At 69.3% G+C, this 25,121-nt stretch carries 21 protein-coding genes; 6 read left to right on the top strand and 15 right to left on the bottom strand.

Annotated features, from left to right (window positions below):
* Positions 1-13: 13 nt before the first annotated feature.
* From J3S89_RS08980 to dapA, 4 genes are all read right to left on the bottom strand, one after another.
* Positions 14-679 carry a glutathione S-transferase family protein gene (locus tag J3S89_RS08980; RefSeq protein ID WP_217927145.1) on the bottom strand — a complete coding sequence of 222 codons (666 nt, stop codon included), beginning with the start codon at positions 677-679 and terminating at the stop codon, positions 14-16.
* A gap of 98 nt (positions 680-777) precedes the next feature.
* Positions 778-1,677 (bottom strand): LysR family transcriptional regulator, encoded by a 900-nt coding sequence (locus J3S89_RS08985; protein WP_217927146.1) that lies wholly within the window; start codon positions 1,675-1,677, stop codon positions 778-780.
* Positions 1,678-1,752: 75 nt separating this feature from the next.
* The gene (smpB, locus tag J3S89_RS08990; protein WP_217927147.1) at positions 1,753-2,229 is read right to left on the bottom strand and encodes an SsrA-binding protein SmpB; all 477 of its coding nucleotides are present in this window, start codon (positions 2,227-2,229) and stop codon (positions 1,753-1,755) included.
* Positions 2,230-2,245: 16 nt separating this feature from the next.
* Positions 2,246-3,121: a 4-hydroxy-tetrahydrodipicolinate synthase gene (dapA, locus tag J3S89_RS08995; RefSeq protein ID WP_217927148.1), complete on the bottom strand. Its 876-nt coding sequence runs from the start codon at positions 3,119-3,121 to the stop codon at positions 2,246-2,248.
* Positions 3,122-3,464: 343 nt separating this feature from the next.
* Here dapA and J3S89_RS09000 point away from each other — a divergent pair, with 343 nt between their 5' ends.
* Both J3S89_RS09000 and J3S89_RS09005 read left to right on the top strand, forming a co-directional pair.
* Positions 3,465-5,507 (top strand): lytic transglycosylase domain-containing protein, encoded by a 2,043-nt coding sequence (locus J3S89_RS09000; protein WP_217927149.1) that lies wholly within the window; start codon positions 3,465-3,467, stop codon positions 5,505-5,507.
* A 98-nt stretch (positions 5,508-5,605) separates the two neighbouring features.
* Positions 5,606-6,568, top strand: a complete 963-nt coding sequence (locus J3S89_RS09005; RefSeq protein WP_217927150.1) for an alpha/beta fold hydrolase — start codon at positions 5,606-5,608, stop codon at positions 6,566-6,568.
* Between the two features lie 43 nt (positions 6,569-6,611).
* Here J3S89_RS09005 and J3S89_RS23620 read toward each other — a convergent pair whose 3' ends face one another.
* The 4 genes from J3S89_RS23620 to J3S89_RS09025 all read right to left on the bottom strand — a co-directional run bounded on the left by J3S89_RS23620 (position 6,612) and on the right by J3S89_RS09025 (position 12,591).
* Positions 6,612-7,376 carry a hypothetical protein gene (locus tag J3S89_RS23620; RefSeq protein WP_420801291.1) on the bottom strand — a complete coding sequence of 255 codons (765 nt, stop codon included), beginning with the start codon at positions 7,374-7,376 and terminating at the stop codon, positions 6,612-6,614.
* A gap of 126 nt (positions 7,377-7,502) precedes the next feature.
* Entirely contained in the window at positions 7,503-9,254 is a 1,752-nt protein-coding gene (locus J3S89_RS09015; RefSeq protein ID WP_217927151.1) for an OmpA family protein, read from the bottom strand.
* Between the two features lie 279 nt (positions 9,255-9,533).
* Entirely contained in the window at positions 9,534-10,883 is a 1,350-nt protein-coding gene (locus J3S89_RS09020) for a porin (RefSeq protein WP_217927152.1), read from the bottom strand.
* 451 nt (positions 10,884-11,334) lie between these two features.
* Complete coding sequence (locus J3S89_RS09025; RefSeq protein ID WP_217927153.1) at positions 11,335-12,591, bottom strand: porin; 1,257 nt, start codon at positions 12,589-12,591, stop codon at positions 11,335-11,337.
* 483 nt (positions 12,592-13,074) lie between these two features.
* Here J3S89_RS09025 and mtnA point away from each other — a divergent pair, with 483 nt between their 5' ends.
* The gene (gene mtnA, locus J3S89_RS09030; protein ID WP_217927154.1) at positions 13,075-14,199 is read left to right on the top strand and encodes an S-methyl-5-thioribose-1-phosphate isomerase; all 1,125 of its coding nucleotides are present in this window, start codon (positions 13,075-13,077) and stop codon (positions 14,197-14,199) included.
* A complete protein-coding gene (locus J3S89_RS09035) occupies positions 14,196-15,128 on the top strand; it encodes a glutaminase (RefSeq protein ID WP_217927155.1) in 933 nt (310 codons plus the stop codon). Before mtnA ends, J3S89_RS09035 begins: the two co-directional genes overlap by 4 nt.
* A 9-nt stretch (positions 15,129-15,137) precedes the next feature.
* Here the strand turns inward: J3S89_RS09035 and galE are convergent, their stop codons facing one another.
* A complete protein-coding gene (galE, locus tag J3S89_RS09040; RefSeq protein WP_217927156.1) occupies positions 15,138-16,127 on the bottom strand; it encodes a UDP-glucose 4-epimerase GalE in 990 nt (329 codons plus the stop codon).
* A gap of 85 nt (positions 16,128-16,212) precedes the next feature.
* Positions 16,213-16,374, bottom strand: coding sequence for a hypothetical protein (locus J3S89_RS09045; protein WP_217927157.1), 162 nt, complete (start codon positions 16,372-16,374; stop codon positions 16,213-16,215).
* A gap of 254 nt (positions 16,375-16,628) precedes the next feature.
* Here J3S89_RS09045 and J3S89_RS09050 point away from each other — a divergent pair, with 254 nt between their 5' ends.
* Entirely contained in the window at positions 16,629-18,530 is a 1,902-nt protein-coding gene (locus J3S89_RS09050) for an ABC-F family ATP-binding cassette domain-containing protein (RefSeq protein ID WP_217927158.1), read from the top strand.
* Positions 18,531-18,701: 171 nt separating this feature from the next.
* Here J3S89_RS09050 and J3S89_RS09055 read toward each other — a convergent pair whose 3' ends face one another.
* From J3S89_RS09055 to J3S89_RS09070, 4 genes are all read right to left on the bottom strand, one after another.
* On the bottom strand, positions 18,702-19,142 hold the full coding sequence (locus J3S89_RS09055; protein WP_217927233.1) for a GlcG/HbpS family heme-binding protein: 441 nt from the start codon (positions 19,140-19,142) through the stop codon (positions 18,702-18,704).
* A gap of 516 nt (positions 19,143-19,658) precedes the next feature.
* On the bottom strand, positions 19,659-20,747 hold the full coding sequence (locus tag J3S89_RS09060; protein WP_217927159.1) for a glycosyltransferase: 1,089 nt from the start codon (positions 20,745-20,747) through the stop codon (positions 19,659-19,661).
* Between the two features lie 219 nt (positions 20,748-20,966).
* Positions 20,967-21,551, bottom strand: coding sequence for a TetR/AcrR family transcriptional regulator (locus J3S89_RS09065; protein ID WP_217927160.1), 585 nt, complete (start codon positions 21,549-21,551; stop codon positions 20,967-20,969).
* Positions 21,552-21,591: 40 nt separating this feature from the next.
* Positions 21,592-23,295 carry an AAA family ATPase gene (locus tag J3S89_RS09070; protein WP_217927161.1) on the bottom strand — a complete coding sequence of 568 codons (1,704 nt, stop codon included), beginning with the start codon at positions 23,293-23,295 and terminating at the stop codon, positions 21,592-21,594.
* Positions 23,296-23,489: 194 nt separating this feature from the next.
* Here J3S89_RS09070 and J3S89_RS09075 point away from each other — a divergent pair, with 194 nt between their 5' ends.
* A complete protein-coding gene (locus J3S89_RS09075; RefSeq protein WP_217927162.1) occupies positions 23,490-24,500 on the top strand; it encodes a sodium:calcium antiporter in 1,011 nt (336 codons plus the stop codon).
* A gap of 131 nt (positions 24,501-24,631) precedes the next feature.
* On the opposite strand, the gene J3S89_RS09080 is transcribed toward J3S89_RS09075, so the two are convergent.
* Entirely contained in the window at positions 24,632-25,081 is a 450-nt protein-coding gene (locus tag J3S89_RS09080) for a DNA polymerase III subunit chi (protein ID WP_217927163.1), read from the bottom strand.
* Between the last annotated feature and the right edge of the window lie 40 nt (positions 25,082-25,121).

A 25,121-nucleotide genomic window follows, 5' to 3' on the forward strand; every position in this document is an offset into this window, starting at 1 on the left:
GTCCCTCCCCCGTTCAGGCCGCGAAGGCGCGCCGGCCGGCCGGCACGCGGACGAATTCGTCGGGCGCCGCCGCCGTCGCGGCCCAATGGGGATCGGCCCGCATGCGCTCGAAGAAGGCATCGACGTTCGCATAGGGCGACCAGTCGAAGGGCGTCAGATCCTTCACCTGTTCGAGGTGGGCGACGGCATAATCGGCGATGGTGAGGCCGTCGCCGACCATGTGGTCGCGCCCGTCCAGATGTCGATCGAGCACCGCGGCATGACCCTTCAGCATCTCCATGCTCCAGGCGACGAGATGGTCGTCCGGCGTCTCGCCGAAGACCGTCGGCTTCAGCACGGTCTGGAACGACAGGATGCCGAGCTGGTCGTTGAAATGCGCCAGTTCCCACGAGAGCCAACGCTCGATGTCGGCGCGCGTCCTCGGGTCGGCGGGATAGAGCGTGTTGCCCGGATGCCGGTCGCAGACGTAGCGATTGATCGCGTTGCTCTCCCACAGGAAGAAGTCGTCGTCCTCGAGCACCGGCACCTTGCCCGTCGGGTTCATCCGCAGGAACGCCGCCGAGCGGAGATCGCCCTTCATGTATTCGAGAAAGATCGTCTCGACCTCGACGCCGAGACGGCCGAGAACCGCCTGGACCTTTCGACAATTGGTGGAGCCGTTGGCGACATGGAGCTGCATGGGTCGGTCACTCGTCTGGTTGAAGCGAGGCCTTCAACCTAGCGACGGGCCGCGGCCGGTCCCACGCACGTTTGCGAACGCCGGCCCGAAAGGTTTTTTCAGGCGCCGGCGCGCTGCGTGCCGAGCAGGCGCGGGGCGGCGGCCCGCAGCGAGAGGGCGAGCGCGTCGGACGCCGCCTTGATGCGCGGCACCTTGGCGAGGTCGGCATGGACGACCAGCCAGAGGTCGGTCTCGAGGCCGGCGAGCGGCGGCCCGACACGGACGAGTTCGGGAAGCGCCGCACCGACGAAACAAGGCAGCACGCCGAAGCCGATCCCGGAGCGAACCGCCTTGGCGGCGCCGAGCAGGGTGTTGGCGCGAAAGCGGATCGCCGCGTCGTCGACATGGGCGGCGATCCAGGCGCCGGGGCCGGCGCAGGCCAGCGCTCCGTCGTAGCCGACCCAAGGACGCTCGCCGGGACGATCGGCGAGCGATCGTTCCGCGAAGACCGCCATGGCGACCGAACCGACGCGCCGCCCCATGAGGGCGGGATCGGGCGTATCGGTGACGCGCAGGGCGACGTCGGCCTCGCGCTCGGCGAGCGACAGAATGCGGTTGGAGACGATCAGGTCGAGCCGGATCTCCGGCTTCGCGCGGCAGATCTCGGCCAGCATGTCGGGCAGGAGATATTCCGACACCGCATCCGGCGCGGTCAGGCGGACGACGCCCTCGGGGCGCAGGTCGCGGCCGGCGACGCGGGTTTCCAGCACCGCGATCTCCGCGCGCATCCGCTCGGCCAGATCGCGGACCTCGCCGCCCGCCTCGGTCGGCCGGCAGAGCGAGGGCGTCCGCTCGAAGAGGCGCGTGCCGAGGCGCTCTTCCATTCGCTTCAGGCGTCGCGACAGGGTCGGATGGCTGATGCGCAGCGCTTCCGCCGCGCCCGAGATCGTGCCGATCTCGGCGACCGCGAGCACCAGTCTCAGATCATCCCAGTCGAGACGCGTCGAGGATGCGGACATCGTCGGCTCCGAACCCGGCGTCCTCGGCATGGACCGCGCGCGACGGCAGAGATCCACGGCGTGCGGGGACGCGCCTCACTCCTTGTACTTCATCAACCGCGACTTCTCGCGGTTCCACTCGCGCTCTTTCTCGGTCTCGCGTTTGTCGGCGGCGTTCTTGCCCTTGGCGAGCGCGAGCGTGATCTTGGCGCGGCCCTTTTCGTTGAAATGGATGTCGAGCGGAACGAGGGTCATGCCCTCGCGCTCGACCGCGCCCACCAGCTTGTTGATCTCCTTGCGATGCAACAGCAGTCGACGCGGCCGGCGGGTCTCGTGATTGAACCTGTTGGCCTGGAGATATTCGGGAATATAGCAGTTGTAGAGAAAGATGTCGGAGCCGTAGGGCGCCGCATAGGCGTCGGTGATGTTGGAACGGCCACCGCGCAGGGACTTGATCTCGGTGCCGGTCAGAGCGATGCCGGCCTCCCAAGTGTCGACGATGTGGTACGAGAACCGCGCCTTGCGGTTTTCGGCGGCGAGCTTGAAGCGCTCGCCGTCCTTGGCCGAGGCCATCGGTGTCTTCCTTCGGTCAGAGGATCCCGGCGTGCTTCGCCGCAGCCTCGAGTTCCTTGCGCACCGAGGCCGAGGCCTCGACGAGCGGCAGGCGCAGGCCGTTCTGCATCTTGCCGAGGAGCGAGGCGAGATACTTCGGGCCGGCCGGGTTGGGTTCGAGGAACAGCGCGCGATGGAGCGGCATCAGCTGGTCCTGGTAGCGAAGTGCCTTGGCATAATCGCCCGCCGCCATCGCCGCCTGGAACTCGGCGCAGAGCTTCGGGGCCACGTTGGCGGTCACCGAGATGCAGCCGACGCCGCCCTGGGCGTTGAAGCCGAGCGCGGTCGCGTCCTCGCCGGAGAGCTGGATGAACTCCGGGCCGGAGACCATGCGCTGCAGCGCCGGGCGCGCCAGATTGCCGGTCGCGTCCTTGACGCCCTTGATGTTGCGGCTGTCGCGGAAGAGACGGTCCATCGTCTCGACCGAGATGTCGACCACCGAGCGCGGCGGGATGTTGTAGACGATGATCGGAATGCCGATCGCCGCGTCGATCGCCATGAAGTGGCGATAGAGGCCCTCCTGGCTCGGCTTGTTGTAATAGGGCGCGACCACCAGCACCGCGTCGGCGCCGGCCTTCTCGGCATGGGTGGCGAGATCGATCGCTTCCGCCGTGTTGTTGGAGCCGGCACCGGCGATCACCGTGGCCTTGCCCTTGGCGACCTCGATGGTCAGTTCGACCACGCGCTTGTGCTCGGCATGCGAGAGCGTCGGGCTTTCGCCGGTGGTGCCGCAGGGCACGACGCCGTTCGAACCTTCCGCGATCTGCCAGGCGACGAAGTCCTGCAGGGCTTTCTCGTCCACGGCCCCGTTGGAGAACGGCGTGACGAGTGCTGTAATGGAGCCCTTGAACATCGGGAGACCCTCTCGGAACCTGGAAACGGCGCGCGGAACGGCGCATGATCCGCCGGATCGAACGGGGTGTTCGATGCGCGTCGGCGGGCGGCGACAATAGTCCGAGGCGCGAGCCGGCGCAACTCGCGCACGGCCCGCGATCGCGGCCACGCATGACCCGGATCGAGAGGAAGTCGGTGGCGGGTAATCCTTTGTTCACCGTGTCGGACCTAGGGTCGGAACCGAATTCCCGTCGGACGCGACGGCCCGAGACAGTCGCGGCCGGCCGCGCCGACATGCCGTACGACGCGGGGCCCGGGGACGGCCCCCTCGCCGACGAGCGGACGAAGACGAGGACAAGACGATGATGCTTCCGACCCGACGGATCACCCGAGGATCGACGGCCCGGATCGCCGCCTTCGTCTGCGGCCTGGCGCTGTGGGTCGCGCCGGTCGCGGCCCAGGACCTGACGCGCGCTCTGGCGGCGGCCTCGCGCGGCGACGTCGCCTCGGTCAACGCGATGCGCTCCGGCCTCGACCGGATCGATCAGAAGATCGTCGACTGGTATCTGATCCGCATGGGCTCGGGCCTGCCGAGCCAGGCGATCACCGCCTTCGCCATCGCCAATCAATCCTGGCCGGATCCGGAACTCTTCCGCAAGCGCGCCGAACAGGCGCTCGAGAAGGAAAATCCGTCGGCCGACGACGTGATCTACGCCTTCCAGGGCTCCAAGCCCTATTCCAATCGCGGCCGCATCATGCTGGCGCGCGCGCTCGTCGCCAAGGGGCGCAAATCGGACGCCGCGCAATGGGCGCGGTTCGCCTATCGCGACGACAAGCTCACCGAGGACGAGCAGCGAGTGCTCGAGAACGAGTTCGGCTCGCTCCTCGGCGACGGCGACTACAAGGCGCGCTTCGACATGGCGCTGCTCAAGGGCCATGCCGGCGACGCCATGCAGGCGGCGCGCAAGCTCGGGGGCGGCTACGAGACGCTCGCCAAGGCCGGTCTCGCGGTGGAAAAGAAGCAGGGCAACGCCGGCTCGCTCCTCGACTCGGTGCCGGGCGGTCTGCGCGCCGATCCCGCCTATATCTTCGCCCGCGCCCAATATGCGCGCCGCGCCGAGCGCTGGCAGGAAGCGGCGGAATGGCTGATCAAAGCGCCGAAGGATCCACGTCTCCTCGGCCGTCCCGACGAATGGTGGGAAGAAAAGCGCATCGTCTCGCGCAAGCTGCTCGATCTCGGCGACGCCAAGACCGCCTACAAGGTGGTGCTCGGCCACACCGGCTCGACGCCGGCCAATCAGGCCGAGGCCGATTTCCACGCCGGCTGGTACGCGCTGCGCTTCCTCAAGGATCCGCACGCGGCGATGCGCCATTTCGCGGCCGTGGCCGAGGACAGCGCCAAGCCGGTGACGCGGGCGCGCGCGCTCTATTGGATGGGCCGGGCGGCGGAAGCCGGCGGCGGCTCGTCGTCGGAATATTACCGCAAGGCGGGCGAATTCGGCTTCACCTTCTACGGTCAGATGGCCCGCGCCAAGCTCGGCCAGACCGATCTCGGCATCGACCGCTCCATCTCGGTCACCTCCGCCGATCGCGCGGCGATGGAGCACGACGACCGTTTCGAGGCGCTGCGCCGCTTCGGCAAGATCGGCCGCAAGGATCTCGCCACCACCTTCGCCAAGCACATGGCCGAGACGCTGCGCACCCCCGGCCAGATCGCGACCCTCATCGACATGATGGAGAAGCAGGGCTGGATGAACCTCGCCGTCACGGCCGGCAAGGCCGGCGCCCAGCGCGGCATGGACATGGAGGTGCGCGCCTTCCCGATCGGCGTCTCGCCCAACGTGGACACGTCCGGTCTCGAGAAGGCGCTCGCCTTCGCGATCATCCGTCAGGAGAGCGAGTTCAATCAGTCGATCGTCTCCTCGGCGGGGGCCACCGGCATCTTCCAGGTGATGCCCGACACCGGCCGTGACGCCGCGAAATATCTCAGCATCTCCTATAATCGCGACGCTTGGCGCAACGATCCCGCCTACAACATCCGCCTCGGCTCGGCCTATGTCGCCCGGCTCGTCGACAATTACGACGGCAATTACGTGATGGCGATCGCCGGCTACAACGCCGGGCCCGGCCGCATCCGCGACTGGGTGCGCGAATACGGCGATCCGCGCACCGGCGACGTCGACGTGGTCGACTGGATGGAGCGCATCCCCTTCTCCGAGACGCGCAACTACGTCCAGCGCGTGCTCGAGAACCTCCAGGTCTATCGCTTCCGTCTCGACGGGCAGCGGCTGCAGATCGCCCAGGATCTGGCGCGTGGTGTCGGGGCGCGGTCGTCGTCGACCGGCTCGGTGCCGATGCCGCCGAAGTCGCCGGGCGGGATCGGATCCTGGTTCGGGGCGAACTGAGGTCACCTCTCGGTCTTGCGCGCGCGCGCCGGGCTCGTCACTGTGAGGGTTTCCAGCGTCGGCGCGCCCGCGTCGGCCGAGGTTCTCGGAGTGCGCGCGTGACCGACGACAGTCCCTCCCTCCCGCTCGCCGGCCCGACCGGCGCCGCCTTCGGCCCGACCTCGCGGGACGCCTCCGGCACGCCCTACCGGCCGTTCCGCTTCTTCGCCCGCGACGGCGTGGTGCTCGCCGGGCGCGACTACGCTCCGTCACGGCCGACCGATCGCCGGCCGGTCGTCTGTCTGCCCGGGCTCACCCGCAATTCGCGCGACTTCGAACCGGCCGTCGCGCGGCTCACCGCCGGCACCGGCGGCTCGCCCGCCCGGCGCTGCGTCACGTTCGACTTCCGGGGGCGCGGGGCCTCGGAGCGCTCGCATCCGAGCCTCTACACGCCCCTGCAGGAGCTGGACGACACACGCCTCGGCCTCGCCGCGCTCGGCATCGAGACGATCACCGCCTTCGGCACCTCGCGCGGCGGCATCGTCACCATGCTCGCCGGGCTGGTCGCGCCGGGGCTCGTCGCGACCGCCGTTCTCAACGACATCGGCGCGGTGATCGAACTCGCCGGTCTTCTGCGGATCAAGGGCTACGTCGGCCGGTCCCTGCCGGAGGGGATCGACTGGCCGACGCTGATCACCGTCGTCTCCCAGGCCAATCGCGACGAATTTCCCCGCCTCGACGCGGTCGCATGGGAGCGGCACGCCCGCCGCCTCTTCCGCGACGTCGAGGGGCGCCCGGCGATGGACTACGATCCCGAGATCGCGCGGACCCTCGACGCGGTCACCGCCGAAACGCCGATGCCCGATCTCTGGGCGGCCTTCGACACCTTGACCGAGATCCCGATTCTCTCGGTGCGCGGCGCGCTCTCCGATCTCCTGACCGAGGAGACGGTGGCGGCGATGGCGGCGCGCGCGCCACGCCTCGAGACGCTGATCGTCGCCGATCAGGGCCACGCCCCGCTCTTCGACGACGACCTCTCGCTCGACGGGCTGGTGGCCTTCCTGGATCGGGTCGGGGCCTGATCGAGGCGCTCGCCGCCCGAGGGGCGACGGGCCGGTCGCTCCGTCAGGCGTTGCTGGTCGGCACCTCGCCCGCATCGACGCGGGCGGCGAATTCGGTGGTGCCGCCCGCCGCCAGGATCTTGGCCTGACCGACCCAATCCTCACGCTCGATGCGGCCGACGAAGGCGAGGAACGATCCCGCCCAGGCGATGTTTTCCGGGCTCCAGGCGGCGATCTGGTCGAAGTGCCAGATCCCGAGCGCATTGAGCCGCGCCTCGTTCTGCTTGCCGATGCCCTTGATGCGCTTCAGATCGTCCGCCGTTCCCTCACGCGGCGCGACGAGACCGGCCGGCCGCGCGCCATGGGCATCGGCCTCGCCGGCACGAGCACGATCGGCCTCGGCGAGCGCCGGGGCCTCGGCGACGGGCGCCGGGGCCGGTGCCGGTTCGGCGAGCGGAGCCGGGGGAGCGGGAGCCGGCGCCGGATCGGGGGTCGGCTCGGTCGAGACGGCTGCCGGCGCGGCCTCCACCGGCGGCGACGGCGGGGCCGCCACCGGCGCGGCGGCGCTCGCGACGACGGGCACCGGCGTGGGCGCGGCGACGTGCGGCGCCGTGAGGGCGAGGGTGAGGCGCGCGCGTTCGGCATCGGACATCATCTGCGGCGCCGCCGGCAGGCCGGGCGCGGGCGGAAGCGGCGCGGCCTCGCGCAACCACGGCCGATCGGTCGCCCAATCCGAGCCCCAGGCCTCCGCGAGAAGGCTCCCGAGCGCGGTTCCGAGAAGAGCCGACAGCAACATCAGCACGAAGGTCTCGAGGATCAGCATCACCATGACGGATCTCCCCTCAACCGGCAGAGGAATCGCGGCGGCGCCATCCGACCACGGTCCCCGCGACGAAGGCGAGAAGCATGAAGGGCCACAGCTTGGAAATCAGGTAGATCATCGTGCGTTCCTCGCTCATTCGACTCGGAATTCGATGCGCCGGTTCAATTGCCGGCCCTCCGCGGTGGTGTTCTCGGCGATCGGGTTCGCCTCGCCGAAGCCGGTCGCGGTGAGCCGCTCCGGGGCGATGCCGCCGGCGACGAGATAATCGACGACGGCGCGGGCGCGCGCCTCCGACAGCGCCATGTTGGCGTCGGGTTCGCCCTCGTCGTCGGTGTGGCCCTCGACCGAGACATGCGCGGAGAGGCATTCGAGCGAGGCGACCACCAGCGCGTCGAGGACGCGGATGCTCTCCTCGCGCAGGCTCGCCTTGCCGGTATCGAAGAGGATCTTCTCGCGCGTCTGGACGTTCTCGAGCACGGTCTGACAGGTCGCGGCGTCGACCTGCGGCGGCGGCGGCAGGGCGGTGACGGCGGAGCCCTCGGCGAGAGCGTACCCCTTCGGCAGGAGGCCACGGATCTTGGCGAGGATCTGCGCGCCGAGCGCGGCAGTGGGCGCGGCGCCGGTCACCTTCGCCGACCCGTCGGCGAGATCGAAGCCGAAGTCGGGGAAGCGCGAGAGGCTCGGCACCAGGGCGACGATCGTGTCGAGGAAGCCCGAGGGGGCGCCCGGCGCCACGGTGGGGACGCCCTCGACCGTGGCGAAGTTCGCCTTCAGGGCCGCGAGCAGGCGCTCGGCCGCGCTCGAATCGGGCACGAATCCCTCGACCGTGACCGTCCCGCCCTTCGCGGTGAGGCCGAGGCGATAGGGCACGGGCACCGGCGCCACCAGCCCGTCGGCGACGAGCGGCAGGCCGCCGGGCACACCCGACTTCAGCGTCTTCTCGAGCGCGACATAGGTCGCCCAATCCTTGGGCTTGCCGAGAATCGTGTAGCCGGCCGGATCGACCTTGGCGCCGCCCTCGTTCAGGCCGGCGAGAGAGGCGATGGTGAAATCGATCGCGGCGACTGCACCGTCGCGCGCGCCGGGGGCGAGGCGGGTGCGATCCTCGACGCCGGCCGGGAAGGCCGATTTCGCGGCGGCGAGAACGCGCGCGCGTGCGTCCGCGTCGGGCAGGAAGCCGTCGAGCACCAAGCGGCCGCCGGCGAGCGCGGCGGAGAAGGTCCAGCGCGGCGGGGCCGGGGTCTTCAACGTGTCGGCGGCGATGGTCATGCCGGGCGGGAGCGCGGAGGCGAGCGTCTGCTCGATCGCCTCCCAGGTGGCGAAATCGTTCGGCTCACCATCGATCGTGCAGCGATCGCCGCTGCAGGCGAAGCTGCCGGCCTTCAACTGGGCGACGCGAGCGAGCGCGAAATCGGTGCGCGCGACCCAATCGCTCGGCGCCCCGCGCGCGGTGACGGTCTCGTCGACGATGGTCGCGCCGGGAAGCGCCTTCGCCGCCCGCGCCAGAAGATCCGCCCGCGCCGCATCGCTCGGCACGGCGCCGGTCACCTTGACCGTGGTGCCCACCTTCTCGAAGCCGAAGACATAGGGCGAGGCGAGCGGCAACACCATCGTCTCGTCGGCGACGATGCGGACGCCGAAGACGCGGTCGGCGGAGGCGACGGCGAGAACGCGTTGTTCGGGATCGGGCGCGGTGCCGGTCAGGGTGACGTCACGGCCGTCGATCGTCGCGACCTTGGCCCAGGAGCGGCCTTCGGCGCCGAGGCGCTCGGTGGTGCGGCCACTCACGTCCTCGGCGATCGGGCCGAATGCGACGACGCCCGCGAGTGCCGTCACCCCCACGGCGATCAGGCCGTCGGGAAGAATCCATCCGAACCCGCGCATACGAACCGCTCCCTTCCTGTCCCCGAACGCGACGGCGAGCAAGCCGCGATGCGTTCCCGTTCCATCGAAGAACGTCGGCGGTCTCACCCTTCCCCATCGTTCGGGGGAGAGAGTATCACGGGAACTCGCCGGGGCAACCGAGCGGATGCGCACTCCCCTACCCCATCGCCCTCGTCGCGGACGAGGCGACGGACGCCGGGAAACGCGAAAGAGCGGCACAAAAAGAAGAAACCCGGCGGTTGCCCGCCGGGTTTCTGATTTCGACCGATCTCAGAGAGATCAGAAGGAGCGCTGGACGCGGAGGGTGCCGAGCCAGGCACCGTTGTCCTTGAAGCCGACGGCGTTGACCGCCGACGAGAAGTCGCGCTGGATGTAGTCCGCAGCGACGCCGACGTAGAAGCCGGAGACGGGCTTCCAACGGAGGTCGGCACCGACGATGTACTGGGAGTAGTCGGCGTTCGCGAGGACGCCGGCGTTGTCGACCTTGGCGTAGGACGCGCCGAGGTTGGCTTCCCAGATCTTCGAGAAGTTGTGGTTCAGGCCACCCGAGATCGACCAGGCAGTGGTCTGCTCAGCGGCGGTGCCGGCAGCGTTGCTGTTGGCATCGGCGTTGAAGTTGACGATGTTGGCAGTGGGCGGAGCGCCAGCCGGAGCGCCGAAGGTCAGCGTGTTCACGCCGTTGATGATGGCGTAGCCGACGGCACCCTTGGTGTAGATGCCCTGCAGGAAGGCCTTGTCGCCCGCGCCGATCATCGGCAGGTTGACTTCGACGCCGGCGCCGACGGCGTAGCCCCACTTGTCGGTGGTCACGCCGGAGCCGAGCACACCGTAGTTGGAGTGCAGAGCGCCCATGATCTGGGCCTTACCCCAAGCCTGAGCGATCGCGACGTTGGCGACCAGGTCCGGGTACTTCACGCCCTGATAGTTGTAGGTGAAGGCCGGGGCACCGCCGGCGGCAACGGCGACGCCGTTGTTGCCGTAGGTGGCGACGGCGAAGTCGGTGGTCGACTGATCTTCGATCGCGACGGAGGCGGAGATGCCGTTGCCGAACGAGAAGGTGTAGCCGAGGAGGTTGACGCGATGGTCAGCGGAGTCCGGCTCGATGTTGCCGATGTTGTAGCCGCCTTCGATGAAGTCGAAGAACGACTGGGCGCGACCGGCGGTCAGGCCACCGAACTGCACGAACGCCTGGCGAAGGGTCGCCGGGATGTTGCCGGTGTTGCCCGACGAGTTCGTCAGCCACACTTCGATGTACGAACGCAGGAGACCGAACTCGGTCGCGGTGCGGGCGTCGAAGTTGATGTTGGCGCGAGCGCGGGTGTACACGCCGTTGAGGGCGCGCTGCGACTGGTTGATGCCGCTGACGGTCGCGTAGAGCGGGGCGCCACCGAGGGTGCCGTTGTTGTAGTACACGCCGCCGGCGTTGCCGGTGCGGACTTCGGCGCGGACGTAGCCACCGATCTTGAGGCAGGTCTCGGAGCCCGGGATGTAGAAGTAGCCGGCGCCGTAGGCGTCGCAGATCTTCACGTAGTTCGCCGCGGCCGGAGCCTTCTTGGCGAGGTCGGCAGCCTGAGCGGTGCCGGCGAGACCGACCACAGCGGCGGCCGCAAGAGCGAGCTTGAAGTTCATGAGTTCCCCCTGTCAAAACAGAAACCGGGTGAGATCCTGACCCGACCTCACGGAAGACGATTGAGCGAAGCCCCAATGCGTCACCGGCTGAAGAGGACAATACATCGACTCGCGCCGCTGAGAAGGGCCGGAACGCCTCGGAGGGTCACCGCGCCGGAGCCTGTTGCGCAAAGGTCACAAAACGGCCCACCTCCAGTGGCCAAACGTAAACAAACAGTCAATTTTTCGCCACGAAGCCCCGGTTCGACGGCAAAACCCGGCGGCGCGACGCCGAGAGCCGGAACGAATCCGCGCGGGGGGAACCCGCCCGAACCACGACGCTTCCCGATCGATTCGACGCCCTCCGGCGCCGACGATTCGCGCGCCGGACCACGCCCCACAGGACCCGCGAAAAAGAAAAGAACCCGGCGGTTTCCCGCCGGGTTCCCCGTCACTCCCGAGGGAGATCGGATCAGAAGTTGCGCTGAACGCGAACCATGCCGACGATCGCGTTGACGTCCGCGACGCCGAGAGCGTTGGTGGCGCCCGAGTAGTCGAGGCGGCGATACTCGATCTCCGGACCGATGGCGAGGCCTTCGACCGGCGACCAGACGAGGTTCGCCTGGATGTCGAGCTGGTTGAAGTCGAAGACCGAGGTGGTCGCCGCGTCATGCGCAGCGTAGGACGCCTCGAACGACGAAGTCAGGGTCTTGGTCCAGCCATGGGTCAGGGCGCCGGCGACGCTCCAGGCCGAGGACTGCTCGATCGCGGTGGTCGGGACCCAGAAGTCGAAGGCGTTCGCGCCCACGGTGCCGTTGAACTGACCGTCGGTGTTCCAGTTCGGCGACACGTAGGACGAAGCGCCCTTCGCGTAGACGGCCTGCAGGGTCAGGGTGTCGGAGGCACCGAGCATCGGCAGGTTGACCTTCACACCGGCGCCGACCGCGTAGCCCCACTTGTCGGTGGGAGCGATGGCGGCGTAGTTCTGGTGCAGGGCGCCCATGATCTGAGCCGAACCCCAAGCCTGCGAGATCGCCACGTTGGCGACGAAGTCGGGGTACTTCACGCCGGCGTAGGACGTGTTGTTGACCGCCAGGGCGGTGTTCACGAGCGACATGCGACGGCCGGTGTTGCCGGTCGACGGATCTTCGATCGACACCGAGGCGGAGATGCCGTTGCCGAAGGCGAAGGTGTAGCCCAACAGGTTGATGTTGGCATCGGAGTGAGCCGGCTCGAACCAGGCGCCGTAGGTGTCGCCGGTCCAGAAGTCGAAGAACGACTGGGCGCGACCGGCGGTCAGGCCGCCGAACTGCACGAAGCCCTTGGCGAGCTCGGGCAGGACGTTGCCGTTCGAAGCCGAGTAGTTGGCGATGTTCACTTCGATGTAGGAGCGCAGCAGGCCCATCTCGGTCGCGGTGCGCGCGTCGAACTGCAGCTGCGCCTTGGCGAGCGTGTTGATGGCGTGCTTGTCGCGGCCGGTGGCGCCCGAGTTGCCGATGCCGGCCCACTCACGCGAGGTGGAGAAGGCGTAGACGTCGGCGCGGACGTAGCCACCGATCTTGAGGCAGGTCTCGGAACCCGGGATGTAGAAGAAGCCGGCGCCGTAGGCGTCGCACACCTTCACGTAGTTCGCCGCGGCCGGAGCCTTCTTGGCGAGATCGGCCGCCTGAGCGGCACCGGCGACGCCGACGACGGCGGCAGCGGCGATGAGAGCGGACTTGAAGTTCATGATGAAACCCCCTGGATTGCAGTTTCGACGACGGGCCCTGACCCGGCCCCGGATCGTTCGACCACTCCCGACACGTGTCGAAGATCACTCGATGTCGCCGATCGAGGCCAACATACGCCGTCGCAGCGTCTTGGGAAGCGGCAACATGGCTCGAATGGCCGGACGCGGCATGGTTGTCGGATCGATGTTGCATTGCCGTCACACTCGTTGCCACCGAGCCCCCAAAAATGGCTGTTTTCTTAAGAAATTCTTATCCATGGCCGTCGATTCGCAGCGCAGCGAGGAGGGGCTCGAGGGGGCTTCGGCCCTTCCTTCCGAGCGGATTCCGGCCGATCGGGGGCGCGCCACGCCTGCGGATGGCGCCCGCAACCTTCGATCGCGTCGCCATGAAATGCCATCTGAGCGTCCGCACGGCACCGTCGCCGCGCGTTGCGAAGGACGCTAGGCTCGGCCGACGACACAACCCTGGCATGGAGCGAATCGATGAACCCCGGCCGACGTCCGATCTCTCGCAATTCCGACGGTGTGGTGGAGATCGTCGATCAGACCGAGCTGCCGCATCGCTCGGTGGTGATCCGTCTCCAGGACCTCGAGGACGCGGCCGAGGCGATCGAGACCATGCGGGTGCGCGGCGCGCCGTTGATCGGGGCGACCGCCGCCTACGGCATGGCGCTGGCGACGGCGCGAGCCGCCGACGACGCGGCGCTCGCGGCGGCGCATCGGCGGCTCCTGGCGACGCGGCCGACGGCGATCAATCTCAAATGGGCGCTCGACGCGATGCGCGACCGGCTCCTGCCGCTGCCGACGGAAGCGCGCGCGGCGGCGGCGATGGCGCTCGCCGATCGCATCGCCGAGGACGACGTGGCGATCTGCTCGGCGATCGGCGACCACGGGCTCGAGATCTTCCGGGCGCTCCTCGCGGCCAAGCCGGCGGGCGCGCGGCTCGAGGTGCTCACCCATTGCAACGCCGGGCGCCTCGCCTGCGTCGAATGGGGGACGGCGACGGCGCCGATCTACAAGGCGCACGCCGCCGGACTGCCGATCCACGTCTGGGTCGACGAGACCCGGCCGCGCAATCAGGGCGCCTCGCTCACCGCCTGGGAATTGGCCGAGCGCGGCGTGCCGCACACGGTGATCCCCGACAACACCGGCGGCCATCTGATGCAGCACGGGCTCGTCGACGTGGTCGTGGTCGGCACCGACCGCACCACCGCCGACGGCGACGTCTGCAACAAGATCGGCACCTATCTGAAGGCCCTCGCCGCGCGCGACAACGGGGTGCCGTTCTATGTCGCGCTCCCCTCCCCCACCATCGACTTCACCGTCGCCGACGGGGTCGCCGAGATCCCGATCGAACAGCGCGGGGGCGAGGAGGTCAGCCACATGCGCGGCGTCACCGAGGACGGGCGGATCGAGACGGTGCGGATCGTGCCGGAGGGGGCGGCGGTCGCCAATTACGCCTTCGACGTCACCCCGGCACGGCTCGTCACCGGGCTCATCACCGAGCGCGGCGTGATCGCGGCGACGCGCGAGGCGCTGGCGGCGGCGTTCCCGGAGGCCGCGCGCGCGGCCTCCGGAAAGGCGGGTGGACGGGAGGGCGGGGCGTGAATCTCGATCTCGACGCGCTGGTCGGCGACATCGCCGCGGAGATGAGCGAACGGGAGGAGCGCGGCGCGGTGGCGAGCTACATCCCGCAGCTCGCCCATGTGGATCCGCGCCGATTCGGGATCGCGGTGATGCTCGCCGACGGCACCACCCACGTCGGCGGCGATGCCGACGAGGCCTTCTCGATCCAGTCGATCTCCAAGGTCTTCACCCTGACGCTGGCGCTGGGCAAGGTCGGCGACGCGCTGTGGCGGCGGGTCGGGCGCGAGCCCTCGGGCAATCCGTTCAACTCGATCGTCCAGCTCGAGGCGGAGAAGGGCATCCCGCGCAATCCCTTCATCAACGCCGGGGCGATCGTCGTCACCGACACGCTGCTCGGCGGGCATGCGCCGAAGGAGGCGATCGGCGAGATCCTGCGCTTCGTGCGCCACGTCGCCGACGACGACACGATCTTCATCGACAAGGCGGTGGCCCGCTCGGAGACCGCGACCGGGCATCGCAACGTGGCGCTCGCCAACTACATGCACGCCTTCGGCAATCTCGAGCATGCGCCGGAACTGACGCTCGGGGTCTATTTCCACCAGTGCGCGATCGCCATGTCGTGCCGGCAATTGGCGGCGGCGGGGCGGTTCCTGGCGCTCGACGGGCGCCACCCGACCGCCGGCGGGCGGGTGGTGTCGAGCGAGCGGGCGCGGCGCATCAACGCGCTGATGCTGACCTGCGGCCATTACGACGGGTCGGGCGACTTCGCCTTCCGGGTCGGTCTTCCGGCCAAGAGCGGGGTCGGCGGCGGCATCCTGGCGATCGTGCCCGGCAAGGCATCGATCGCGGTGTGGTCGCCGGGGCTCAACCGGGTCGGCAATTCGATGCTCGGGGCGCTCGCGCTCGAGAGGCTCGCGCGCGCCACCGGCTGGTCGGTCTTCGCGCCGTGAGGCGACGCCTCAGCTGCGGTCCTTGGTGAGAAGGATCTCTTCCCAGGCGATCGCATGGGCGACGATGGCGTCGAGGTCGGTCCATTTCGGCGCCCAGTCGATCTCGCGGTGGATGCGGTCGACGCGCGCGATCAGGGTCGGCGGGTCGCCGGGACGGCGGGGGCCGACCGTCACCGGCAATTTGCGGCCGGTGACGCGCTCCACCGCGGCGATCACCTCCCACACCGAGAAGCCCTTGCCGTAGCCGCAGTTGGCGACGAGGCTCCCGCCCCCGGCGCGGAGCCGGTCGAGCGCGAGGACGTGGACGTCGGCGAGATCGGAGACGTGGATGTAGTCGCGCACGCCCGAGCCGTCGGGGGTCGGGTAGTCCGAGCCGAAGACGGAGATGCCGGGGCGCAGCCCGCACAGGCATTCGGCCGCGACCTTGATGATGTGGGCGGCGCCGCGCGAGGCCTGGCCGGTGCGCAGCGCCGGATCGGCGCCGGCGACGTTGAAGTAGCGCAGGGCCGTGTAGCGGAAATCATGCGCGGCGGCGGTGTCGCGCAGCATGATCTCGGTCATCCATTTCGACGAGCCGTAGGGAGAGACCGGGTCGAGCCGTGCCTCCTCCGGCACCGGCACCACCTCGGGGGCGCCGTAGACGGCGGCGGAGGAGGAGAAGACGAAGGCCTTCACGCCGTGTCGCACGGCGCTCGCGATCAGTTCGCGCGACTTCACCGTGTTGTTGAAATAGTAGCCGAGCGGATCGCCGACGCTTTCCGGCACGCTCAGCGAACCGGCGAAATGGACGATCGAATCGATGGCGCCTCCTGCGAGGAGATCGTCGAGCAGAGCCCGGTCGCCGACGTCGCCGCGCACCAGCCGCGCCGCCTCCGGCAGCGCCCAGGCGAAGCCCGCGGAGAGATCGTCGAGCACCACCACGTCCTCGCCGCGATCGACGAGCGCCCAGACCACATGGCTGCCGATGTAACCGCAGCCGCCCGTCACCAGAACCGTCATGACATCTCCGCCGGATCGAACTTCGCGCGAAGCCTAGCGGAGAAACGTCACCATCCGGTCAACGGGCCCCTCGACGAGGGGCCGGTCACGGCAGATGCGGCGTCGGCAGCCTGGCGGCGATCGAGCCGGTGGTGATCTGATCGAAGCGCAGGCCCTCCGACCGCATCCGCTCGACGGGACGGACCGCGAGCGCGCAGAGCACCACGATCCCCATGATCAGAATGCGCATGTCGAAGGTCGGCTTCATCGGTTCGATCCGTCCACAACAGCTGAGACCCCGACGAAGACGGACGTGTGAGGCGGCCGCGATCATCGAGCGAAAAGAAGGAGATATGGGAAGAGGAACGGCTCGCGTCCCTCGCCTTCCGTTGTGCCCTGCGTTCGTTACCGAATCGTAAAGACTTCGTGACCATCCCGGGGCTAATCGGTTCGCAGGGCGCGGCTTCGGCAAAGGCGGAGACGGCGGTCGACGCCCCTCGCCTTCTCGGCTAGAGAAGGCCCATGCTCGTCGTTCAAGATCTCACCTTCCGCATCGCCGGCCGCACCCTGCTCGAGGAGGCCTCCGTGGTGATCCCCACGGGCGCCAAGGCGGGGTTCGTCGGCCGCAACGGCACCGGCAAGACCACGCTCTTCAAGCTCGTCACCGGCGAATGGGCCGCCGAGAGCGGCTCGATCTCCTTCCCCAAGGCCGCCAAGATCGGCCAGGTGGCGCAGGAGGCGCCGGGCTCGGCGATCTCGCTCCTCGACTTCGTGCTCGCCGCCGACAAGGAGCGCGCGAGCCTGCTCGCCGAGGCCGAGACGGCGACCGATCCGACGCGGATCGGCGAGATCCACACGCGGCTCGCCGACATCGGCGCCCATTCGGCCGAGGCCCGCGCCGCGACCATCCTCTCCGGCCTCGGCTTCAGCCACGAGGCGCAGGCGCGACCGTGCTCGGACTTCTCGGGCGGTTGGCGGATGCGCGTCGCGCTCGCCGCCGTGCTCTTCTCCGAGCCGGACCTGCTGCTCCTCGACGAGCCGACCAACTATCTCGACCTCGAGGGCACGCTGTGGCTCGAGGACTACGTGAGGCGCTATCCGCACACGGTCGTGGTGATCTCCCACGACCGCGACCTCCTCAACGCCGCCGTCGACATGATCGTCCATCTCGATCACGGCAAGCTCGTCGCCTATCGCGGCGGCTACGACGGGTTCGAGCGCCAGCGGCGCGAGAAGATGATTCTGACGCAGAAGATGAAGGAGAAGGTGGACGCCCAGCGCGCCCACATGCAGGCCTTCATCGATCGCTTCAAGGCCAAGGCGACCAAGGCGCGGCAGGCGCAGAGCCGGATGAAGGCGCTCGCCAAGCTCCAGCCGATCGCCGCCATGACCGACGACGCGGCGCTGCCCCTCTCCTTCCCGCAGCCGATCGCCAAACTGTCGCCGCCGATCCTGGCGCTCGACGACGTCTCGGTCGGCTACGATCCGGCAAAGCCGATCCTCCGCAAGATCACGATGCGGATCGACGTCGAGGACCGGATCGCGCTGCTCGGCTCCAACGGCAACGGCAAGTCGACCTTCGCCAAGCTGATCGCCGAGAAGCTCGCGCCCTTCTCCGGCCGGGTGGCGCGGGCGAACAAGCTCTCGATCGCCTATTTCGCCCAGCATCAGCTCGACGAGTTGCGGCCGGCGGAGAGCCCGTTCCAGCACGTCCAGCGGCTGGTGCCGGATCAGCCGGAGGCCAGGACGCGCTCGCGGGTGGCGCAGATGGGCCTGCCGACCAGCCGCATGGACACGCCGGCGCGCGATCTCTCCGGCGGCGAGAAGGCGCGCCTGCTCCTCGGGCTCGCGACCTTCGCCGGGCCCAACCTGATGATCCTCGACGAGCCGACCAACCATCTCGACATCGACAGTCGCGAGGCGCTGGTTCAGGCGATCAACGAATACGAGGGCGCGGTGATCCTGATCAGCCACGACCGCCATCTGGTCGAGGCGACGGCCGACCGGCTGATGGTGGTCGGCGAGGGCACGGTCAAGGAGTTCGACGGCGACCTCGAGGACTATCGCCGGCTGGTGCTGGAGGGTGCCTCCGGCGCGAAGGGCGGCGACAAGGGAAACACCGACGACGGCCGTCTCTCCGCGCTCGACCGGCGTCGGGCGGCGGCGGCGCTGCGCGAGCAGTTGGCGCCGCTCCGCAAGAGGATCAAGGACGCCGAGAGCCGGATCGAGAAGCTCCAGAAGGAGATCGCCCGGCTCGACGGCGATCTAGCCGATCCCGATCTCTTCACCCGCGACGCGGCCAAAGGCACGCGTCTGATGAAGACGCGGTCCGACGCGGAAAGGGCGCTGGCGGAGACCGAGGACCTGTGGCTGACGCTGTCGGCCGAACACGAAGAGGCCGAACGCGCCGCTCTCGACGGGTGATCCCCGCTCCGAGCGGCGCGATCGGCGGACGTGAACGCCGAGGCCCTCTGCGCCGACGCGACCTCGGAGGCCGGCCGCGCCGGGCTGTCTTCAGAGGCCGGCCGCGCCGGGCTGTCTTCAGAGGCCGGCCGCGCCGGGCTGTCTTCAGAGGCCGGCCGCGCCGGGCTGTCTTCAGAGGCCGGCCGCGCCGGCCTGGGCCACCGCCATGTCGTTCTCGACCGAGCTGCCGGAGACGCCGACGGCGCCGATGATGGTGCCGGACTTGTCGCGCAGCAGCTCGCCGCCGCCGAAGATCACCAGACCGCGGTTGGTCACTTCGATGCCGTAGAGGGGCTGGCCGACCTGGGCGAGCGCGCCGAGGTCCTTGGTCGGCATGTTGAAGAGGCGCGCCGTCTTCGCCTTTCCGATCGAGATGTCGACACTGCCGAGGAAGGCGCCTTCCATCCGGGCGAAGGCCTTGAGATTGCCGCCGGCATCGACGACGGCGATGTTCATCAGCGTATCCGTCTGTTTGGCCTTGGCCTTGGCGGCTTCGATGACGCGCGTCGCCTGCTCGAGCGTGATGTCGCCCGGGAGCACCAGCTTGGACGTATCGGCGGCGAAGGCGGACATCGACGTCAGGGCGACGACGGCGAGCGCGGCGAGGGTGGTCTTCTTCATGACAAGCGCTTCCTCTGGGGCGCACGGCGACGTGCGCCCGACGTGACGGGATGCGAACGGGCATCGTCGAGGGAGTCCATGGCTCCCGCGCGAGGCCCGGAACGCGCGACGCGGCGGATCGGCGGCACGGATCCACAGTCACGGACGGCACGCGTCGGCGCCTTCTTCCGTGTTCCCCGTTCGAACAGGCGCACGAATACTCCGCACTCGCGCCGAAGATGCGGCTCTCGCCGCAATTCGTGCCCGTCACGTTTCAGTATTCATGCTTCTTCTTCGATTGCCGTTCTCTGTATAGACGGGCGCACGAAAGCGAATGATGCGTCATCTTGTCGATGGCGGCGAATTCGATCTTTGTGACGAGAACGGACCATGCTTTCGGGATGGCAGTCATGCATGGGAGCAATGGCCGGCGGCGCGAACACTTCTGAAGACGAGAGGTGAGCGCCGAGGTTCATCCGGCGCGCGAGATCACCGCGTCGAAGGGGCGAGAATCCGGTCGACCAGCGCCTCGTAACGCGCCGCGGCGATCGGCACCTCGAAATCGGCGGAGCGCACCATGCGCGGCACCGGATCGCCGGGATCGGCGATCGCCGCGTCGAGCGCGTCGGCATAGCCCTGCTCGTCGTCGGCGAGCGAGACGAGCACGCCGAGGCGTCCGTCGGTGAGGATCTCGCGGGGGCCGTCGCAGGGCGTCGCCACCACCGGCAGGCCGTGGGCCAGGGCCTCGACGACCACGTTGCCGAAGGCCTCGACGTGCGAGGTGAGCGCGAAACAGCGGGCGCGCGCGTACCAGTCCCAGGGCTTGGCGACGTAGCCGGGCAGGAGGACGCGATCGGCGACGCCGAGCGCCTCGGCCTCGGCGAGGATCGCATCGCGCTCCGGACCCTGACCGAGGATCACCAATCGGGCGGTGCGATCGTTCATGCGGGCGAAGGCGCGGACCAGTTCGAGGAAGCCCTTGACCGGCACCAGACGGCCGACGCCGAGGATGATCGGCTCGCGCGCCGCCAGTCCCTCGCGGGTGAGCGACGGGTCGGCGCCCGCGACGGTGACGGGGTTGTAGATCCGCACGCAGCGGTCCGGCAGCGCATGCCAGCGCTCGACGACGTCGCGCTCGAGACCGTCGGAGACGCAGACGGTGGCGGCGGCGGCCCAGGTCAGCGGGCGCGCGAGTTTGAAATGGAGCCAGCCGAACAGGCCGGTCTCGTTCTCGATATAGCCGTGGAAGGAGGTGACGACCCGGCGGAACCGGCCGATCAGGGTGGAGGCGAGCACCGCCTTGATGTCGCTGCCGCCGATCGCGGAGAAGACGAGATCGGGCCGGCGCCGCATCATCTCGCCCATCAGGGCGACGAGCGAGCGGACGTGGCCGACGCCGAGCACGACCAGATCGACCTCGGGGGCGAGAAAGCCCCGGTTCTCGTCGGCGGCGAAGTCGACGACCAGGGTGACCTCGTGGCCGCGCCGAGCGAGCGCCGAGGCGAGAACCGCCCAGACCCGTTCCGCGCCTCCGCCGGACAACGACGTCGTGTAGAACATCAATCGACGTTTCGTCATCCGTCACCGCCTCGTCGAGGCGTCCTCGTCGTTGCTTCGATCTCGCCGCACGGGTGGTCGACGACCGCCCGTCCCAGGGTCGACGCGGGCGCGCTTCCCGTTTCGCCGTGGCCGGGAAACACCTGCACAATGACGCAGGATATGTAAACAATTCCGTCTTTTCCGGGGTATTTCGCAACGAGGGTGGTGAACGCTGAAGTTGCTCCCGCCGCCGATGCTTCAGCGGAGGAAGGTCTCGATCAACCTGCGCGCGAGGTGCTTAGGGTCGCTTGCCGAGACGAAGCCGAGTTTGTCCTTCTGCGCCAGCGCGGCGATGCCGTGCACGGAGGCCCAGAGCACCTCGACCTCGGCGCGCAGGTCGGCCGCGTCGGTCGCCGGGAGCGCCGGCGCGGCGACCGCCTGGACGCGCGCGAGCAGGCGCTCGATACGGTCGAGATGCCACCGCGGCGTCGGCCGGTCGTGGGCCGGCTCGTGTTCGAACACCATGGCGAAGAGGCGGCCGCGCGTGGCGGCGAAATCGACGTAGCGCAGGGCGAGTTCGGTGAGGGCGGCGCCGGGCTCGGCCGGCAGCGGCGCCGCGAACAGCGCGGCGTGCATGTCGTCGACGACCGAGGCGGCGACGTGGAGGACGAGATCGTCGAGGTCGACGAAGAGATTGTAGAGGCTGCCGACGGAGCAGCCGAGTTCGCCGGCGATCCGCCGGGCGGTCAACCCGGCGAGGCCGTCGGCGGCGACGGCGGCGCGGGCGGCGGCGACGGCGCGAGCGCGCATCTCGTCGTGATCATGGGGCATGCGGCGGGGCACGTGGTGGCTCCTTGTTGCCCGCCATCATGGTGAGCGATGTTCACGAAGGCAAGGACGGGACGTCGAGGGCGCGGAAGACGGCGCAGCGGCGGAAGACCGCGAGGCTCGGCTCGACCGACTTCCGCGCGCAGAACTTCGCGACCAGCTTGGCGAGACCCTTGATGTCACGGCCGCTGGTCGCGGGGAACTGGGCGACCAGATCGTCGATCAGGGCGTCGTCGAGCCCCAGACCGAACTGATCGGCCATGACCCGCCAGATCCGGGCGCGATCGGCGGCGTCGGGCGGGTGGTATTTGATGAGCGCGATGCAGCGCGAGACGATCGCCTCGTCGATGTCGTCGACGCGGTTGGTGGTGAGGAACAGGAGCCCGTTGAAATATTCGAGCACCCGCAGGAACACGCCGACCACCGCGTTCATGCGCAGGTCGTCGCGCCGGCGCTTGATGTAGACGTCGGCCTCGTCGATCAGCATCACCGCGCCCCAGCGCTGCGCCCGCGTCAACGCCTCCTTCAACTGCTGTTCCATCTGGGCGACGTCGAGGCCGAGCTGGCCGGAATGCACCCGGTAGAGCGGGCGCCCGACGATCTCGGAATAGACCTCCGCCGTCAGCGTCTTGCCGACGCCCGGCGGGCCGGCGCAGAGCACGGTGGTGCCGCCGGACTTCCCCGCCACCACGTCCTCCATCAGCGTGTCCATCTCGGCGGTGAGGATGTCGACGAGGTCGATCTGCTCTGGCGGTAGGACGAGCTTCTGCTTCAGTTCGGGCTGGTAGAGATAAGGGGCGACGTCGTCGACGTGGACCCAGACGTGGTGATGCAGCTCGAGGTGGAAGAAGAAGATCAGCGGATGCACGGGCAGTTCGGTGAAGGCGCCGGCGGGCACCCGGTCGTGGGCCTCCTTCAGGGCGCGATCGCCGTCGCGATCGAACCAGTCGGCCTTGCCGGAGCGGCGGATCAACTTGTCGAGGAAGAGGCCGGAAGCGTCGAGGCCGAGCGCGCGCTCGCCGATCAGATCCTCGTCGACGACCAGACGGGCGGGTTGGCCGGTCGACGACAGGATGACGATCGCCTTGCGCGCCCAATCGGTGTCGCGCCGGGCGGCGCCCGGGTCCTCGGCCCAGATGCCGACGCCGAGGCCGGTGAACTGCTCGCCGGCGCGGGCGCGCCAATCGAAATAGCGGGTCGACCTCTCGTCGAAATCGGCGAGGAGGGCCGCGTCCTCTTTCAGCCAGCCGAGACGGGCGAGAATCGCGTCGACGGTCGAGCCGTCGAGATCGCGGGTGCGGATCATCAGCGTCTCGACCGCGACGCGGCCGCGTGAATTGGCCTTCAACTCGACGACGATGCGACCGGATTCCTCCTCCCCCGGCGGGGTGTAGTCGAGCCGGGTGACGAGCCACGGCTGGGGCCGGCCGTCGGGCGCCATGCGGAAGAGCCAGCCGCGCGCCGCGCCCTCGACGAGGTGGAGGGCCAGCGCCGGGGCGAGGCGATCGAGATCGTCGGGGCCGAAGCGGGGGCCGTCGGCGCTCGCGACCCGGGCGAGGGCGGCGATCTGGTCGCGGCGACCGCGATCGAGGCGGCCGTCGTCGGTGAGGGCATGGAGCCGGGTGAGTTCGGCCGCGCCGAGCGTGCCGAGCGCGACCTCGACGCGATCGGAGAAGCGCGGCTGGGCGAGAAGGCTCGCCCGATCGGGGAAATCGGCGACCAGAGCTTCGACCAGATCGCGTTCGACGACGAGTTTCATGCGGCGGTTCCCTCGGCGGATCGGCTTGTCGGCATTGCGACACGCGGCCCGCCGTGTCCGGCGCGCCGGGGAGGCCTGAGCAAGTTGCGGGCCGCCGGACGGCGACGACGGATCGCCCCCTCCTTCCGGCGGGTGGCGACCGAGTCGGGATCGTGTCAGGGTCGGGCGAGCCCTCGCTCACCGAGAGAGGCGCGATGACGGCGGTGATCTGGCTGGAATTCTCGTTCTGGGCGGCGATGGTGGCCGTCGCCGGCCATCGATTGTCGCTCAACGGCGACGTGATCGCCGAGAAGACCGGACTGTCGGGCAACTGGATCGGCCTCGCCCTGCTCGCCACCGTGACCTCGCTGCCGGAACTGGTGACCGGCGTCGGGTCGATCACGGCGGCCGGCGCGCCCGACATGGCGGTCGGCGACGCGCTCGGCAGCTGCGTCTTCAATCTGATGATCCTGCTGGTCGCCGATCTCGTCCACCGCCCCGCGCCGAGCTTCGGCTGCGCCTCGCAGGGCCACATTCTGGCGAGTGGCTTCGGCATTCTGGCGCTCGGGCTGGTCGCCTCGGCCCTGGTGCCGCCCGGCCTCCTCGCCTCGCTGCGGCTCGGATGGATCGGCCTGATCTCGCCCGCCTTGATCCTGGTCTATGCGGTGTCGCTCAGGGTGGTCTTCGTCCACGAGCGCCGCGCCGTGCAGACCGGCGTGGAGCGCAGCGTGCGCCGGCACGACGGCATCACCCTGCGCGCCGCGGTGATCCGCTACGCGATCGCCGCCACGGTGGTGATCGTCGCCGGCCTGCGGCTGCCGGTGGTCGCCGAGCGGCTGGCGCAGGCGCACGGGCTCTCCGACGGCTTCGTCGGGACGACGCTGGTGGCGGCGGCGACGTCGATGCCGGAATTCATGGTGACGCTCGCGGCGGTCCGAATCGGCGCGCTCGACATGGCCTTCGCCAATCTCCTCGGCAGCAATCTCTTCAACATGGTGGTGCTGGCGGTCGACGACCTCGTCTTCACGCCCGGCCCGCTCCTCGCCGTCGCCGCGCCCACCCATGCGATGACGGCGCTGTCGGCGATGATGATGAACGGGGTGGTGATCGTCGCGCTTCTCTATCGGCCGCAACGCCGGCTGTTCGGCACCTTCGGCTGGACCAGCCTCGCCCTGCTCGGGCTCTATCTCCTGAACGTCTGGGCGCTGGTCGCCACGGAACGGTGAGGGATCCTGCTCGGCCCAGGAAACTCGGACTCGTCCGAATTTCAGGGGCGTTACGGCCTGACCGGCCGACGCCCGTTCGGGCTTGCCCGCGCATGAAGGTCCGAGCGGGGCGCACCTTCATGCGCTCGGTCTCACCCCTTCTTGGCCCAGCGCCCGCGTTCGTCCTGGATCCAGTAGGTCGGCGTCAGGCCCGCCGCCTTGACCGCCTTCCAATGGGCGCGGGCGTCGAGCACCGCCTCGGTGTCGTTGCCGTCGAAGAGGAAGACCAGACGGTCGTAGTCGGCGAAGTCCGCCGGCGGGGGCGCGCGGTCGACCAGGAAGCGGACGGTGGCGCCGGCGCGGGCATCGGGCTCGGCGGTCAGGCGCACGGCGCGGTCGGTCAGATCCTCGGGGCGGATGCCGTGGGGGAGGAAACTCTCGTCGGAATAGGTCCAGAGATGCCCGTCGAGGGCGTCGCGGCGCTCGACCGTGCCGGTCTGGACCACCGTCTTCCAGCCTCGTTCCAGGCACTTCTCGAGGAGGCCCGGCAGGGCCTGCTCGAGGGTGCGGGTCTGGAGATGGTAGAAGAGGGCCTCGGTCATGGCGTCCTCGAAGGCGAAGGGTGCGTTTCCGCCCCCTCCC

Source organism: Pinisolibacter aquiterrae, assembly GCF_019160155.1.
Classification (GTDB): Bacteria; Pseudomonadota; Alphaproteobacteria; order Rhizobiales; family Ancalomicrobiaceae; genus Pinisolibacter; species Pinisolibacter aquiterrae.